The organism is Streptococcus sp. oral taxon 058 str. F0407, assembly GCF_000235485.1.
In the GTDB taxonomy this organism is placed as follows: domain Bacteria; phylum Bacillota; class Bacilli; order Lactobacillales; family Streptococcaceae; genus Streptococcus.
Genome location: NZ_JH378879.1, coordinates 29492 through 44460 on the forward strand (window position 1 = coordinate 29492; position 14969 = coordinate 44460).

The 14969-nt window shown below is 44.3% G+C and carries 14 protein-coding genes; 12 read left to right on the forward strand and 2 right to left on the reverse strand.

Annotated elements, in window-relative coordinates; genetic code table 11:
* Positions 1 to 8: 8 nt before the first annotated feature.
* Positions 9 to 5132 carry an SIALI-17 repeat-containing surface protein gene (locus tag HMPREF9184_RS09335; protein ID WP_000716128.1) on the reverse strand — a complete coding sequence of 1708 codons (5124 nt, stop codon included), beginning with the start codon at positions 5130 to 5132 and terminating at the stop codon, positions 9 to 11.
* A gap of 331 nt (positions 5133 to 5463) precedes the next feature.
* Between HMPREF9184_RS09335 and HMPREF9184_RS00500 the strand changes: the two genes are divergently transcribed.
* The 12 genes from HMPREF9184_RS00500 to HMPREF9184_RS00555 all read left to right on the forward strand — a co-directional run bounded on the left by HMPREF9184_RS00500 (position 5464) and on the right by HMPREF9184_RS00555 (position 13124).
* Positions 5464 to 5709: a YneF family protein gene (locus tag HMPREF9184_RS00500; RefSeq protein WP_000364986.1), complete on the forward strand. Its 246-nt coding sequence runs from the start codon at positions 5464 to 5466 to the stop codon at positions 5707 to 5709.
* A 205-nt stretch (positions 5710 to 5914) separates the two neighbouring features.
* Positions 5915 to 6709, forward strand: a complete 795-nt coding sequence (racE, locus tag HMPREF9184_RS00505) for a glutamate racemase (protein WP_000370364.1) — start codon at positions 5915 to 5917, stop codon at positions 6707 to 6709.
* The gene (locus HMPREF9184_RS00510; RefSeq protein WP_000182428.1) at positions 6706 to 7677 is read left to right on the forward strand and encodes a nucleoside-triphosphate diphosphatase; all 972 of its coding nucleotides are present in this window, start codon (positions 6706 to 6708) and stop codon (positions 7675 to 7677) included. Before racE ends, HMPREF9184_RS00510 begins: the two co-directional genes overlap by 4 nt.
* Positions 7653 to 8174 carry a metallophosphoesterase gene (locus tag HMPREF9184_RS00515; protein WP_001118939.1) on the forward strand — a complete coding sequence of 174 codons (522 nt, stop codon included), beginning with the start codon at positions 7653 to 7655 and terminating at the stop codon, positions 8172 to 8174. Before HMPREF9184_RS00510 ends, HMPREF9184_RS00515 begins: the two co-directional genes overlap by 25 nt.
* The gene (cbpB, locus tag HMPREF9184_RS00520) at positions 8171 to 8632 is read left to right on the forward strand and encodes a cyclic-di-AMP-binding protein CbpB (RefSeq protein WP_000628829.1); all 462 of its coding nucleotides are present in this window, start codon (positions 8171 to 8173) and stop codon (positions 8630 to 8632) included. The genes HMPREF9184_RS00515 and cbpB overlap by 4 nt, the downstream gene beginning before the upstream one ends.
* Complete coding sequence (gene xerD, locus HMPREF9184_RS00525; protein WP_332251267.1) at positions 8629 to 9363, forward strand: site-specific tyrosine recombinase XerD; 735 nt, start codon at positions 8629 to 8631, stop codon at positions 9361 to 9363. Before cbpB ends, xerD begins: the two co-directional genes overlap by 4 nt.
* Positions 9363 to 10091 carry a segregation/condensation protein A gene (locus HMPREF9184_RS00530; RefSeq protein WP_000351891.1) on the forward strand — a complete coding sequence of 243 codons (729 nt, stop codon included), beginning with the start codon at positions 9363 to 9365 and terminating at the stop codon, positions 10089 to 10091. The genes xerD and HMPREF9184_RS00530 overlap by 1 nt, the downstream gene beginning before the upstream one ends.
* Positions 10092 to 10109: 18 nt before the next feature.
* Positions 10110 to 10679, forward strand: a complete 570-nt coding sequence (gene scpB / locus HMPREF9184_RS00535) for an SMC-Scp complex subunit ScpB (RefSeq protein WP_000105288.1) — start codon at positions 10110 to 10112, stop codon at positions 10677 to 10679.
* Positions 10666 to 11388 carry a pseudouridine synthase gene (locus HMPREF9184_RS00540; protein WP_001222213.1) on the forward strand — a complete coding sequence of 241 codons (723 nt, stop codon included), beginning with the start codon at positions 10666 to 10668 and terminating at the stop codon, positions 11386 to 11388. Before scpB ends, HMPREF9184_RS00540 begins: the two co-directional genes overlap by 14 nt.
* A complete protein-coding gene (yidD, locus tag HMPREF9184_RS00545; RefSeq protein ID WP_000821623.1) occupies positions 11388 to 11639 on the forward strand; it encodes a membrane protein insertion efficiency factor YidD in 252 nt (83 codons plus the stop codon). The genes HMPREF9184_RS00540 and yidD overlap by 1 nt, the downstream gene beginning before the upstream one ends.
* 102 nt (positions 11640 to 11741) lie before the next feature.
* Complete coding sequence (pepA, locus tag HMPREF9184_RS00550; RefSeq protein WP_000209186.1) at positions 11742 to 12806, forward strand: glutamyl aminopeptidase; 1065 nt, start codon at positions 11742 to 11744, stop codon at positions 12804 to 12806.
* 21 nt (positions 12807 to 12827) lie between these two features.
* Positions 12828 to 13124, forward strand: coding sequence for a bacteriocin immunity protein (locus HMPREF9184_RS00555; RefSeq protein ID WP_000138789.1), 297 nt, complete (start codon positions 12828 to 12830; stop codon positions 13122 to 13124).
* Between the two features lie 95 nt (positions 13125 to 13219).
* On the opposite strand, the gene HMPREF9184_RS00560 is transcribed toward HMPREF9184_RS00555, so the two are convergent.
* Positions 13220 to 14851, reverse strand: coding sequence for a Na/Pi cotransporter family protein (locus HMPREF9184_RS00560; protein ID WP_000026654.1), 1632 nt, complete (start codon positions 14849 to 14851; stop codon positions 13220 to 13222).
* Between the last annotated feature and the right edge of the window lie 118 nt (positions 14852 to 14969).

The window sequence follows — 14969 nt, forward strand, 5'->3', positions numbered from 1 at the left end:
GTTAAAAGTTAGTTGGATTTATCCTTTCTTCCTTTTAACATAAAAGTGGCTGTAAGGGCTAGGCTGAGGCCTGCTAAGAAGAGGAGTGGATTGGACGTTTCTCCTGTTGCTGGAAGTTGTTCTTTAGGAGAATGATTTCCAGCTTTAGCAAGGCTAGGACTAGCTGAAAGTTGTTCAGCCTCATTTGCTAAGGTTTCTGCATCTGAAGCACTTGGTTTTTCCTCTGCACTTGAGGTTGTTCCAGCAGCTTGATAGACGACAGCATAAGTACTGAAATGACTAGTGATGAATTCTGCCATTCCTTCTCGAACGGTGAAATCAAGAGCTTTCAACTCCTTGGTCGGAGTAATATAGTAGACCTTTTCTACGCTAGCTGAAATAGGCAATCGAACCAAGACAGAGCCTTTTGGCTGCAAGCTATGATCTGTTGGATTTTTAAGTTGTAGGTCGTAAGCATCATAGGTCTTGCCAAAGAGTTCCTGAGCTAGGATACGTCGACTAGAGATGTGAGAAATTCCCTCTAAGTCAGTGACTCCACCGATGATTTCGACCCCCGTCTTTTTATCTTTCAAGGTGCGCAACTGATACTCAGGTCGGGTGAGGGTTGGAGCTTCCTGATCTCCCGCAGTTCCAATAGGCTCGGTGTACTCAGGCTTTTCAACAGTAGGCGCTTCCTCTGGCCCTGCCGTTCCGATAGGTTCGGTGTATTCAGGTTTCTCAACAGTAGGCGCTTCCTCTTGCCCCGCCGTTCCGATAGGGTCGGTGTATTCCGGAATTTCTACTGTTGGAGCTTCTTCTTGTCCCGCCGTTCCGATAGGCTCAGTGTATTCAGGTTTTTCAACAATAGGAGCTTCCTCTTGACCCGCTGTTCCGATAGGGTCGGTGTATTCAGGTTTTTCAACAATAGGAGCTGGTTCGTCCCCCTTGCTTGTAGTTGGTTGCTTCTCGTCAACCTTTTTCTCATCCCTTTTAGTAAAGACGGCTACGACAGGACTGCTTGTGGTAGTTCCTTGAATTGCATAGGTTTCGATGGCATTTCCAGTTTGTCGATCAGTAGCCTCAGGGATTGGGATTTGCACCTGATTGTCTTGGATTGATAGCACGGTCTGATCCCCACTTGTAACCAGGTGCCTTTCGTCCACTTTGCGCAATACTAGAGGATCTTTGACACCTGGGAAGGTTACAGCGATGGCTTCCCAGTCTCCAGATGGTAGGGTTAAGGAAATTTCTTTGTCGTTTTCCTTAAGAGGAGCGATACTTGGACTATCTATACCAATAGCAGGGGCTTTGATGATATCAAAGGAATCTAGAGAAATTTTCTTGCGACCTTCTGGTGAATCTGGGTCAACACGTAATGTTAGGGTGTGCGGACCGTCAGTGAGATTTGTAAATTCGCCAATAAAGGCTCTTTTTTCAGTTGCGCCTGACGTATAGAAATCCAAAGCAGGCATTTCTTTTCCATCCAGTGTCACAAGCGCTTTACCTAACTCGGTAGTTTTCAAGCCATAGATACGAATACCTGTACCAGTAAAGGAAATAGTTGCCTGAGCTTCTGAAGCTGCACTAGAGTCGCTGTTGTTGATGTCAGCGTATTTTTCCGTACCTCCGTAGAGTTCAGGGTCAGACCAGTCCTTAAACTGGGAACCATACTGGATGCGCGAATCACGGTCATCCATTTTTTCAATCGTACTTCCTTTTCCAGATAGGACCTTGAAGTAGTCTAAGGAAATTTTTGAGCGTTCACTTCCACGTCCCTTGTGCTCACGTTTAACAGAAAGAGTCAATGTATGGGGTCCGTCTGACAATCCTGTGAAGCGACCGATGAGACTGCCTTTTTCAGTTGCCCCAGCAGTGTGGAAATCAAGTTCGCCGACCTCTTTGCCATCAATTTTAGCAGTGGCAAGACCTAGTTCAGATGATTTTAGTCCATAGATTTCGATGCCAACACCAGTGAACGGAATGGTAGCAGTCACGTCTTCGTCTGTGTAGTTTCCTTTTGAAAGATCCGCAAACTTCTCCGTTCCTCCAAATAATTCTGAGTCTGCCCAGTTTCCAAAGGCAGCTCCGTACTGGATACGACCGTCTCGGTCATCCATCAATTCACTAGGGGTTTCTACAGTGACCTGTTCAGATACTTGTGTGGAAACTTCGCCCAGCATCGCCTTGACGGTATAAACATAGGCGAGTTGAGGATTTAGTGATCGGTCGATAAAGTTAGTTTGATTGGTTATAAATTCTCTAGTTGTAGAGGTTTGTCCAGATTCATCTTTTACTTGTCTTTGGATGATATAGTGGCTAGCACCTTCTACTTGGTTGAAGGTGAGTTCGGCAGTGACCCCATTTTGTCGAACTGCTGTCAGACTGGTTACACGACCAGGGAAATGTTCAAAGGTAATGACATCACCTTTTTGTGTTGCCAGTTGGATGCGATTATCTTTGAGGACAGTTGCCCTGACAGCTTTGCCATTGACCTTGATTTGGCTGGCTTCGATATTTGGATAATCTACAACCAAGTCTCCACCGACATTTGAAAGGAAGGACAAACTTTGAAGATTTTTATCTTTCCACTTCATGCTGACTTCGAAGTTACCACGGGCAATCAAACCAGAAACCTGACCGTCTTTCCAAGCATCTGGAAGGGCTGGCAATGGTGCAATATAGCCAGTATGAGATTGCAGGAGCATTTCTGCCATCCCACTAGTTGCCCCAAAGTTTCCATCAATTTGGAATGGTGCGTGCGTATCCCAAAGGTTTTCTAGGGTTGAATACTTGAGCTGTTCAGCGAGTAGACGATGGGCACGGTTACCATCCAACAGACGAGCCCAAAGGTTGATTTTATTAGCCTTAGACCAACCGGTACCACCATCTCCACGGTGGTTGAGGGTAGCACGCGCAGCCTCTAGGTATTCAGCCCGATCCTTGCTAAAGAGAGTACCTGGGAAGAGACCTACCAGATGGGAAACGTGGCGGTGGTTATTTTCAATCCCTTCATTGGTGAATTGTGGGCTGTCTTCTTCGTACCATTCCTTGATACGTCCTTCTTTGTTGATGTGAAGTGGTTTGAGTTTGTCAAATTTAGCCTTGACTTCTGTGACTAAGTCTTGGTCGACATTCAGATGGTTGGCGACTTCCATATAGTCATGGAAGAGTTGCCAGACTAGCGACTGGTCAAAGGTGTTTCCGATGGTGATGGTACCGTGTTCTGGTGAGTAGGATGGAGAAGACACCCAACGGTCACTGGCCTTGTCATAGTGCAAGAAGGAGTTCCAGAACTTGGCAGTTTCCTTGAGCATTGGATAAATCTTTTCTTTGAGATAAGTCTCGTCCTTGGTGAATTTATAGTAGTCATAGACGTTCTGCATCATCCAAGCATTAGCAGCTGGAGACCACCCCCAATAGTAATTCCAACCAGGAGTAGTCCAGCCAAATGGAGTTGCCTGAGTGTGGACCAGCCAACCATTTTCTTGTCCGTCTTTGGATTCGATACCTGCGTATTCCTTGGCAGCGATACGGCCATAGTAACGCATGTCGTCAATGTAATTGATCATTGGCTTGGCTGTCTCAGCTAGGTTGCTCATGTAGGCTGGCCAATAGTTCATTTGCAAATTGACATTGAGGTGGTAGTCAGCGTTCCAAGGTGGATTGTCTACAGCATTCCAGACTCCCTGTAGGTTGGCAGGAAGGGCATCTGTCCGATCACGAGACGAACTAATCAGTAGATAACGACCATATTGGAAGAAGAGTTCTTCTAGTTTTTGCCCTTTGCTAGGGTTATATCCTTGAAGGGCCTCTTTTGTCGTTTGAGCAGTCTTGCTTCCACCTAGATTTAGTTTAACGCGGTTAAAGAGACTTTGATAATCCTTGATATGGTCCTTTTTAAGTGTCTCGTAGTCTTTGGCCTTAGCGGCTTCTACAATACCCTTAACCGTTTTTTCGAGATCGATGTCTTTTCGATAGTTGGTTTTAGGATTTTGAGCAAAGTTTGTCTTGGCGCTGAGATAGAGGGTTGCATAGCTTGCACCTGTGACGGTTAGAGTCTCATTCTGAACAGTGACTTTTCCGTCCGTTTTAATTCCTAGATAGGATGCAAATTTGAGGCCGTTATCTTTGACAGTTCCCTTTAGAAGAATTCCATTTTCATCTGTAGTAACATGTCCGTTCTTATAGTTGGAATATTCCCAAGAGTAGTTGCCATTAGCAAGCAAGTCCTCTGTCAAGCTGTTCCAAAGGGTAAAGTCAAGCGTCTTATTTCCTTTTTTGGTCAAGTGGGTCACGGTGACATCATCAGGATAGCTGGAGAAGGTTTCGCGTTTGAAGGTCGTTCCATCTTGGGTATAAGAAGTAGTCGTAGTAGCTTCTGTGATATCCAAACTGCGGTGATAGTCTGTTACGGTATCCAGCCCTTTTTTCTGGTTATTGAAGACCATGAAGATATCCCCAAAGGCTAGGTAACGTCCATACTGGGCGTTGTTTGGTCCAACTAGATTTTGTTCAGCTAGTTGTTTGGCTTTTTGGCGGTCTCCATCTTCGAGAGCTTTACGAATCTCTGCCAAGACCTTATAGCGATCCTTGTAGTTCCCTCCGTTATAGTCGGTGCTATCGGGTTGTGGTCCTCCAGACCAGAGGGTCTTTTCGTTGTACTGGATTCTCTCTTCACCAATGAGACCGAAAACCTTGGCTCCCATTTCTCCATTTCCGACAGGAAGGGCTTGTTTTTCCCATCCATCATAAGAGGGAGCTGTTGGATGATCGTAGTTGAGTTGATAGTTTTCTTGCTTTGTCATGGGCTGAACTGCTTTTTCAGGTTCCTTATTTTCTTTAGCTTCTACAATGGCTTCTTCACTAGCTTGACTATTTATTGTCTGAGTCTCTTCGGCTAGCTTGCTTTCGGAAACTACTGGACTTTCTGCTAGAGACGGATTTGTAGTTTCAGTAATTTCAGCTGCTTTGGGTTCACTATCAGGCTTAGTGATAGCTTCGACAGAGGTTGGTTCAGTTTGCTTGACCTCAACACTGTCTGCGGCCACAGTGTGGTTGACTAGAAAAACAGCTCCCAGTAAAACAGAAGCAGTCCCAACAGTCAGCTTGCGGATGCTATAGCGACAGGATTTCTCCCAAAAGTGTTTTTTCATAAAACCCTCCTTTGTTTATTCGAAACCGCTTACATTTTATAAAGCAGTTTCGTTTAATTTGTTTCTATTTATCTCCTCACCTCCCATTCTAATGGTCGCTTGGCATTTGTCAAGAGCTTTTTAGCAAGATACATATTTGCTGTTGTTTTTTCTTGAAATAGTAGAAGAAAGAGAGGGAAGGGTGGAATTATTCGTAATTTCATAGCTCAATCTGATTGTAAGACTAGCTTAGAATTGGCTTAACCCCTTCTTGAAAGCGTAAAACAAACTAGTCAGGAAAGTCACTTTATGGTATAATATAGAAGACTCAAAAAGAAACAGGAGAAAAAGAATGGATTTACTTTTAGCAATTGTCTTGATTGTGCTAGCTTTTCTAGGAGGAGCTCTTGGAGGGATGTACTTGGTTCGTAAGCAAATTGAAAAAGAATTTGCTGACAACCCACGTTTGAACGCTGAGGCAGTTCGTGCTCTCTTGAGTGCAAATGGTCAAAAACCAAGCGAAGCCAAGGTACAACAAGTTTACCACCAAATCATCCGTCAACAAAAAGCAGCCCTTGCTAACAATAAAAAGAAATAAATAGGAAAAGTCTGGGATGAAAGTTCCAGACTTCTCACTATGTTCAATAGTTCTCAAGGATAAGACTTTTTCCTTGCATTCTATTGATATTTGATTATGATTAAGAGAGAGGCAGTTGACATTCTATCAAGCTGTCGGTTAGTTCCTTCAGGGCAAGGAATCATGATGAACTATCAATCAGAAAAAAGACTAGAAAGAAGACTGTATGGATAATCGACCAATTGGTTTTTTGGATTCGGGTGTCGGGGGCTTGACCGTTGTACGTGAGCTCATGCGCCAGCTTCCCCATGAAGAAATCGTCTATATTGGAGATTCGGCTCGGGCGCCCTATGGTCCCCGTCCTGCTGAGCAAATTCGTGAATATACTTGGCAGTTGGTCAACTTTCTCTTGACCAAGGATGTCAAAATGATTGTCATTGCTTGTAATACTGCGACTGCGGTCGTCTGGGAAGAAATCAAGGCGAAACTAGACATTCCCGTTCTAGGTGTGATATTGCCAGGAGCTTCGGCAGCTATCAAGTCCAGTCAAGGCGGGAAAATCGGAGTGATTGGAACCCCTATGACGGTACAATCAGACATATATCGTCAGAAAATCCATGATTTGGATCCAGACTTACAGGTGGAAAGTTTGGCCTGTCCCAAGTTTGCCCCCTTGGTCGAGTCTGGTGCCTTATCAACCAGTGTAACCAAGAAAGTAGTTTATGAAACCCTGCGTCCCTTGGTCGGAAAGGTGGATAGCCTGATTTTGGGCTGTACCCATTATCCGCTTCTCAGGCCCATTATTCAAAATGTTATGGGACCAAAGGTTCAGCTCATCGATAGTGGGGCAGAGTGTGTACGGGATATCTCAGTCTTACTCAATTATTTTGAGATCAATCGTAGCCGGGACGCAGCCCCGCTTCAGCACCGTTTTTACACAACAGCTAGTAGCCAAAGCTTTGCTCAAATAGGAGCAGAATGGCTGGAAAAAGAGATTCATGTGGAGCATGTAACATTATGACAAACAAGATTTATGAATACAAGGACGACCAGGACTGGTATGTCGGTGTCTGGGATGTCTATGGAGGCATCTATAGCCTCATCAAAGATCCGCTTGATCTTGATTTTATGGATTTGGCTCGGATTTTTCGTGATGGGGAAAACGGCTTTCCGATTACGATAACGGTGATGCGCTGGTCTTCTAACTTCCGTCTACTCTCTTTTATCGTTGAGATTTTAAATGCAGAAGCAGGACGTAACTTGGAAGTCATCCAACGTCAGGGAGCCCTGCTCTTGGTTGAAAATGGGCAACTCCTGCATGTAGAATTGCCTAAAGAAGGTGTTGATGTAGAAGCCTTTTTTGAAACCAGCAAGGTTAGAGAAACCTTGTTGATTGCGACTCGAAACGAAGGCAAGACCAAGGAATTCCGAGCTATCTTTGACAAACTAGGCTATGATGTGGAAAATCTCAATGACTATCCTGACCTGCCTGAAGTAGCAGAAACAGGCATGACCTTTGAAGAAAATGCTAGACTTAAGGCCGAAACTATTTCCCAATTAACAGGCAAGATGGTTCTAGCAGATGACTCTGGTCTCAAAGTTGATGTCCTTGGTGGCTTGCCGGGTGTCTGGTCAGCCCGTTTTGCAGGTGTGGGAGCGACTGACCGTGAAAATAATGCCAAGCTCTTGCACGAATTGGCCATGGTCTTTGATCTTAAGGACCGTTCGGCTCAATTCCACACAACCCTGGTTGTAGCCAGTCCAAACAAGGAAAGCTTGGTTGTTGAAGCTGACTGGCCAGGTTATATCAACTTTGAACCCAAGGGTGAAAATGGTTTTGGCTATGATCCTCTCTTCCTTGTGGGAGAGACAGGTAAGTCAGCAGCTGAATTAACCCTAGAAGAAAAAAATAGCCAATCTCACCGCGCCTTAGCCGTTAAGAAACTTTTGGAGGTATTTCCATCATGGCAAAGCAAACCATCATTGTAATGAGTGATTCCCACGGAGATAGCTTGATTGTGGAAGAAATTCGTGACCGCTATCTGGGTAAAGTCGATGCCATTTTTCACGATGGTGACTCAGAACTCCGTCCAGATTCTCCGCTTTGGGAAGGCATCCATGTCGTCAAAGGCAACATGGACTTTTATGCTGGCTACCCAGAACGTTTGGTGACCCAACTTGGTCCGACCAAGATTATCCAGACTCACGGACACTTATTTGATATCAATTTCAACTTTCAAAAGTTGGACTACTGGGCTCAGGAAGAAGATGCCGATATCTGTCTCTATGGTCACTTGCATGTGCCAAATGCTTGGATGGAAGGAAAGACGCTCTTTCTCAATCCAGGCTCCATCAGCCAACCACGAGGAACCATCAGAGAATGTCTCTATGCCCGTGTGGAGATTGATGACAGCTATTTTAAAGTAGACTTTTTGACACGTGATCATGAGGTTTATCCAGGCTTGTCCAAGGAGTTTGCTCGATGATTACCAAGGAATTTGAAGCGTTTTTACTAGAGCAGGAAGAGACTTTTCTTACCCCTGCTGAGAATCTAGCAGCTTTGATTGATACCCATAACGCTGACCATGCAATTTTGGTGCTGAGCCAAATCACTTATACCCGTATCCCTGTTGTGACCTTTGACAAACGCTTTGTCGGAACCATTGGTCTGAGAGATATTTTGGCATATCAAATGGAGCAAGGTTTGACAGATGAGCAGATGGCGACGACAGATATCGCCAATATGACCAAGACGGATGTAGCAGTAGTTGCTCCAGACTATAACATCACTGAAGTCCTCCATAAACTGGTCGATGAACCTTTCTTGCCGGTCGTAGATGATGAAGGAATTTTCCAAGGAATCATCACGCGCAAGTCCATCCTCAAGGCAGTGAATGCCCTCTTGCATGACTTTAGTAAGGAATATGAGATTCGATGCAAATGAGAGATAGCATTTCAGCCTTTTTAGAGAAAAAGCAGGGCTTGTCTGCTAATTCAAAGCAGTCCTATAGGTATGATCTGGAGCAATTTTTAGATATTGTAGGGGAACGGATTTCTGAGACCAGTCTCAAGATTTATCAAGCTCAGCTAGCTAATCTAAAAATGAGTGCCCAGAAACGGAAACTTTCGGCCTGTAACCAATTCCTCTACTTTCTCTATCAAACAGGAGAGATGGACAGTTTTTATCGTTTGGAACTAGCCAAACAAGCTGAAAAGAAGACTGAAAAACCAGAGATTCTAGACCTAGACTCTTTTTGGCAGGAAAGTAATTATCCAGAAGGACGCTTGCTGGCGCTTCTTATCTTGGAAATAGGGCTCTTGCCTAGTGAGATTTTATCCCTTAGGGTTGCAGATATCAATCTGGATTTTCAGGTATTGCGAATTAACAAGGCTTCCCAACAGAGGATTGTCACCATACCCACGATCTTGATTCCAGAGCTAGAACCCTTGATGGGGCAGACCTATCTCTTTGAAAGGGGAGGGAAAGCCTATTCTCGTCAGTGGGCCTTTCGTCAGCTGGAGTCCTTTGTCAAGGAGAAAGGTTTCCCAACCTTATCCGCTCAAGCCTTGCGGGAACAGTTCATTCTAAGACAGATAGAAAACAAGGTTGATTTGTACGAAATTGCAAAAAAACTAGGATTAAAAACAGTCCTGACTTTAGAAAAATATAGATAATGGATATTAAATTAAAAGATTTTGAAGGGCCCCTGGATTTGCTCCTGCACCTAGTCTCAAAGTATCAGATGGATATTTACGATGTGCCTATCACAGAAGTCATCGAACAGTATCTAGCCTATGTCTCAACCCTGCAGGCCATGCGTCTGGAAGTAACGGGTGAGTACATGGTCATGGCCAGTCAGCTCATGTTGATCAAGAGTCGCAAGCTTCTTCCAAAGGTGGCAGAAGTGACAGACTTAGAGGATGACCTAGAGCAGGACCTTCTCTCCCAAATTGAAGAATACCGTAAGTTCAAGCTCTTGGGTGAGCACTTGGAGGCTAAGCACCAAGATCGGGCTCAGTACTATTCTAAAGCGCCGACAGAGTTGATCTACGAAGATGCGGAGCTTGTGCATGATAGGACGACCATTGACCTCTTTTTGGCTTTTTCAAATATCCTAGCCAAGAAAAAAGAGGAGTTCGCTCAGAATCACACGACCATCTTGCGGGATGAGTATAAGATTGAGGACATGATGGGCATTGTAAAAGAGTCCTTGACTGGACGAGACCAGTTGCGCTTGCAGGATTTGTTCAAGGAAGCCCAGAATGTCCAAGAGGTCATTACCCTCTTTTTGGCGACCTTAGAGTTAATCAAAACCCAGGAACTGATCCTCGTTCAAGAGGAGAGTTTCGGAGATATCTATCTCATGGAAAAGAAGGAAGAAAGTCAAGAGGCACAAAGCTAGACTTGATAGAGAAGAAAGATGAGTACTTTAGCAGAAATAGAAGCGCTCTTGTTTGTAGCAGGTGAAGATGGGATTCGAGTCCGTCAGTTGGCTGAACTCCTATCGCTTCCCCCGACAGGCATCCAGCAGAGTTTAGAAAAATTAGCCCAGAAGTATGAAAAAGACCAAGAGTCGAGCTTGTCCCTGATTGAGACAGGTGGTGCATACAGATTGGTCACCAAGCCTCAATTTGCAGCGATTTTGAAGGAATACTCCAAGGCGCCCATTAACCAGAGTTTATCTCGGGCTGCCCTTGAGACCTTGTCCATCATTGCCTATAAGCAGCCGATTACGCGGATAGAAATTGATGCTATCCGTGGGGTCAACTCGAGTGGGGCCTTGGCAAAGTTGCAGGCATTTGATTTGATACGAGAAGACGGGAAAAAAGAAGTGTTGGGTCGCCCCAACCTCTATGTGACTACGGATTATTTCCTAGATTACATGGGAATTAACCATTTAGAAGAATTACCAGTGATTGATGAGCTTGAGATTCAAGCCCAAGAAAGCCAATTATTTGGTGAAAGGATAGAAGAAGATGAGAATCAATAAATATATTGCCCACGCAGGTGTGGCCAGTAGGAGAAAAGCAGAAGAGCTGATCAAGCAAGGCTTGGTGACGGTCAACGGCCAAGTGGTGCGTGAACTAGCAACGACCATCAAGGCTGGCGACAAGGTTGAAGTTGAAGGCCAACCTATCTACAATGAAGAAAAGGTCTACTATCTGCTCAATAAACCACGTGGAGTGATTTCCAGTGTGACAGATGACAAGGGCCGCAAGACTGTTGTGGACCTCTTGCCCAATGTCAAAGAACGTATTTACCCTGTGGGACGTTTGGACTGGGATACATCAGGTGTTTTGATTTTGACCAATGATGGTGATTTTACAGACGAGATGATTCACCCCCGTAATGAGATTGACAAGGTATACGTTGCGCGTGTTAAAGGCGTAGCCAATAAGGATAATCTCCGCCCCTTGACTCGTGGTCTTGAGATTGATGGCAAGAAAACCAAGCCAGCTGTTTATGAAATTCTCAAAGTGGATCCAGTTAAAAATCGCTCTGTGGTACAGTTGACCATCCACGAAGGGCGTAATCATCAGGTTAAAAAGATGTTTGAAGCCGTCGGTCTTCAAGTGGATAAGTTGTCTCGGACACGTTTTGGGCACCTAAACTTGACAGGTCTTCGTCCGGGAGAATCCCGTCGCCTTAATAAAAAAGAAATCAGCCAACTACACACCATGGCTGTAACCAAAAAATAATGAAACGAATCTTAATAGCGCCTGTACGCTTTTACCAACGTTTTATCTCACCAGCTTTTCCCCCCTCTTGTCGCTTTGAGCCGACTTGTTCCAACTACATGATTCAGGCTATTGAAAAGCATGGCTTTAAGGGTGTTCTGATGGGCTTGGCTCGGATTTTGCGTTGCCATCCCTGGTCGAAAACAGGCAAGGATCCCGTGCCAGATCACTTTTCACTCAAACGGAATCATAAACAAAAAGAATCAGCCTGATTCTTTTTTGTATACTCTAGAAAGGAAGTTGGAAGATTAAGATTCCCACTATCCTTCTCTTATAAAAAGTGGTAAAATGGAGGACAGAAAGAAGGAACTGATATGACAACATTATTTTCAAAAATCAAAGAAGTAACAGAGCTTGCTGCGATCTCAGGTCATGAAGCGCCTGTCCGGACTTATCTTCGTGAAAAGTTGACTCCGCATGTGGATGAAGTAGTGACAGATGGCTTGGGTGGTATTTTCGGAATTAAACATTCAGAAGCTACGGATGCACCACGCGTCTTAGTCGCTTCTCACATGGACGAAGTTGGTTTTATGGTCAGTGAGATTAAGCCAGATGGTACCTTCCGTGTCGTTGAAATCGGTGGTTGGAATCCAATGGTAGTCAGCAGCCAACGTTTCAAACTCTTTACTCGTGACGGTCGTGAAATTCCTGTAATCTCAGGTTCTGTTCCTCCACATTTGACACGTGGAAAGGGCGGACCAACTATGCCTGCTATTTCGGATATTGTCTTTGATGGTGGTTTTGCAGACAAGGCTGAGGCAGAAAGTTTTGGCATCCGTCCTGGTGACACGATTGTCCCTGATAGTAGCGCAATTCTTACAGCCAATGAAAAGAATATCATCTCAAAAGCTTGGGACAACCGCTACGGTGTTCTTATGGTAAGTGAGCTAGCAGAAGCCCTTTCAGGTCAAAAGCTGGGAAATGAGCTCTATCTTGGTTCTAACGTCCAAGAAGAGGTTGGTCTGCGTGGTGCTCATACATCTACAACTAAGTTTGATCCAGAAGTTTTCCTAGCTGTTGACTGTTCACCTGCTGGTGATGTTTATGGTGGCCAAGGCAAGATTGGGGATGGAACCTTGATTCGCTTCTACGATCCAGGTCACTTGCTCCTCCCAGGTATGAAGGATTTCCTTTTGACAACGGCTGAAGAAGCTGGCATCAAGTACCAATACTACTGTGGAAAAGGCGGAACAGACGCTGGAGCAGCTCATCTGAAAAATGGTGGTGTCCCATCTACAACTATCGGTGTCTGCGCTCGTTATATCCATTCTCACCAAACCCTCTACGCTATGGATGACTTCCTAGAAGCTCAAGCTTTCTTGCAAGCCTTGGTGAAAAAATTGAATCGCTCAACGGTTGATTTGATTAAAAAATATTAAACATAAGGGAGGTTGATTGGGATGACAGAACCAAACCTAGAAAGCCTTATAAAAGATCTTTACAACCATGCTCGACATGATTTGAGTGACGATTTAGTCGCTGCTCTCCTAGAGACTGCTAAGAAACTGCCTACTACAAATGAGCAATTGCTGGCAGTCCGTCTCTCAGGTCTGGTCAATCTTGAACTGTTCAGAAATCCCAAACACCCAGCACCTGAATTGATCAACTTAGCTCGCTTTATCAAAAGAGAAGAAGCTAAGTACAGAGGAACCGCGGTTTCTGCTATTATGTTTGGTGAACTCTTTAAAATGCTTTGATTCCATTGTGAATCAAAGCATTTTTTATACGTCAGAAAAGCCATTCTTGATTAAGAGACGAAAAAACCACCTAAGTCAAGGTGGATTCTTGTTTATTAGATTTGTTCAGCGATGACCTTTTCAGCTAGGTTCATGGCGTGGTCAGATACACGAGTGTAGTGGGAAATGATGTCGATAAAGTTGACCCCTGCTTGCGTTGAACACTCGCCCTTGTTAAGGCGTTTGATGTGGGTCTTTCTGAGAACGCGTTCCATATTGTTGATTTCTTTATGGCGTTCAATCAGGCTTTGAGCTTTTTCAATATCATTGTTCTCAACACTATCAAGGGCATCCTTGATAAACTCAGTAGTTTTTTGATAGATATCAGCTAATTCCTCTAGAGCAGCTTCAGAAAAATGAACATCTTTGCGTTGGAGATAGTCTGTTAGGTTGATCAAACCTTCTGCGTGGTCGCCAATCCGTTCCAAATCACGCGATGAATCTAGGATGTTGGTCAACACTTCGCTTTCTTTCTGACTTAAGGATTCGCTTGAGAGCCTGATGAGGTAACGAGTGAGTTTTTCATCGATGGTATTGATGGCTTCCTCTGTCTTGTGCCCTTTTTCAGCTACCTTTTCATCCAAACCGATGATATAGTTATAAGAAAGGTCAAAAGCTTTAGCTGCATAGTTCCCTAAGTGCAAGAGTTCTTTTTTGGCATTTCCTAGTGCGATAGAAGGAGATTGCTGGATAAGTTGTTCGTCGAGATAAAGAGGCTCGTACTTGACAACCTCATCTTCCCCAGGGATGAGCTTGGTTACAAAGTAAGCCAAAGCTCCGATGAATGGAAATTGTACAATAGTATTACTTACGTTAAAGGCACCGTGAGAGAAGGCAATGGTCATCTCAGGTGAGAGGTGAAGGAGTGCCTGGAAGTACTCGATCATAGCAGTGAAGGGGCCTAATAAGATTAAGCAAAGAATAGTTCCTAAAACGTTAAAGGTAACGTGGGTTGCTGCAACACGTTTGGCAGAGATGTTGGCTCCAGCTGCAGCGATGATGACTGTTAGGGTTGTCCCGATATTATCCCCAAAGAGAACTGGTAGAGAACCTTTAAGGTCAAGGAACCCACCGGCATAGAGACCTTGCAAAATCCCAATTGTCGCAGAAGAGGCCTGAATGAGGACGGTAATCACTGCACCAGCTACCACTCCTAAAATAGGATTTTGTCCCAAGGTCACCATATATTCCTTGAATTGTGGTAAATCTTTAAGAGGACTCATACCGGCACTGATGAGGTTGAGGGCGTAGAAGATTCCCCCGACACCAAACAGGATGCGCCCGATATTATTTGCTGTTCTGTTTTTGGTAAAGAAGAGAAACATGGTTCCAAGGAAAATCAGGGGCAAAGCATACTCACCCAATTTGAAACCGATGATAAAGGAAGTAACAGTGGTTCCAATATTGGCTCCCATGATAATTCCGATAGCCTGTCTAAGAGTTAGAAGGCTAGCGCTGACCAGTCCAACCGTGATAACTGTAACCCCTGTACTTGACTGAATCAGGGCGGTCACGACAATCCCGACTAGAACACCTAAAAAGGGATTGCTGGTGTACTTGTCAATGTAAAAACGAAGGCGATCTCCAGCAGCTTGTTGCAAACCGTCTCCCATAGTCTTAATACTGTATAAAAACAGTCCCAGACCACCTAAAAAGTGAAATAAAATTTCCTGCCAATTAATGGACATTTCTTTTTCCTCCGAAAAATAATAACGGAATTTCTCCTATTCTATTTTAAAGGATAAAAGTAAATCTCACAAGTGTTTTCTCGATATTTTAGTAAGAAATCGCTAACTTTTTTAAATT

Excerpts from the sequence above, each read along its gene's own strand:
- HMPREF9184_RS09335 (WP_000716128.1), bottom strand. The coding sequence starts at position 5,132 with ATGAAAAAACACTTTTGGGAGAAATCCTGTCGCTATAGCATCCGCAAG.
- HMPREF9184_RS00500 (WP_000364986.1), top strand. The coding sequence starts at position 5,464 with ATGGATTTACTTTTAGCAATTGTCTTGATTGTGCTAGCTTTTCTAGGA.
- racE (WP_000370364.1), top strand. The coding sequence starts at position 5,915 with ATGGATAATCGACCAATTGGTTTTTTGGATTCGGGTGTCGGGGGCTTG.
- HMPREF9184_RS00510 (WP_000182428.1), top strand. The coding sequence starts at position 6,706 with ATGACAAACAAGATTTATGAATACAAGGACGACCAGGACTGGTATGTC.
- HMPREF9184_RS00515 (WP_001118939.1), top strand. The coding sequence starts at position 7,653 with ATGGCAAAGCAAACCATCATTGTAATGAGTGATTCCCACGGAGATAGC.
- cbpB (WP_000628829.1), top strand. The coding sequence starts at position 8,171 with ATGATTACCAAGGAATTTGAAGCGTTTTTACTAGAGCAGGAAGAGACT.
- xerD (WP_332251267.1), top strand. The coding sequence starts at position 8,629 with ATGAGAGATAGCATTTCAGCCTTTTTAGAGAAAAAGCAGGGCTTGTCT.
- HMPREF9184_RS00530 (WP_000351891.1), top strand. The coding sequence starts at position 9,363 with ATGGATATTAAATTAAAAGATTTTGAAGGGCCCCTGGATTTGCTCCTG.
- scpB (WP_000105288.1), top strand. The coding sequence starts at position 10,110 with ATGAGTACTTTAGCAGAAATAGAAGCGCTCTTGTTTGTAGCAGGTGAA.
- HMPREF9184_RS00540 (WP_001222213.1), top strand. The coding sequence starts at position 10,666 with ATGAGAATCAATAAATATATTGCCCACGCAGGTGTGGCCAGTAGGAGA.
- yidD (WP_000821623.1), top strand. The coding sequence starts at position 11,388 with ATGAAACGAATCTTAATAGCGCCTGTACGCTTTTACCAACGTTTTATC.
- pepA (WP_000209186.1), top strand. The coding sequence starts at position 11,742 with ATGACAACATTATTTTCAAAAATCAAAGAAGTAACAGAGCTTGCTGCG.
- HMPREF9184_RS00555 (WP_000138789.1), top strand. The coding sequence starts at position 12,828 with ATGACAGAACCAAACCTAGAAAGCCTTATAAAAGATCTTTACAACCAT.
- HMPREF9184_RS00560 (WP_000026654.1), bottom strand. The coding sequence starts at position 14,851 with ATGTCCATTAATTGGCAGGAAATTTTATTTCACTTTTTAGGTGGTCTG.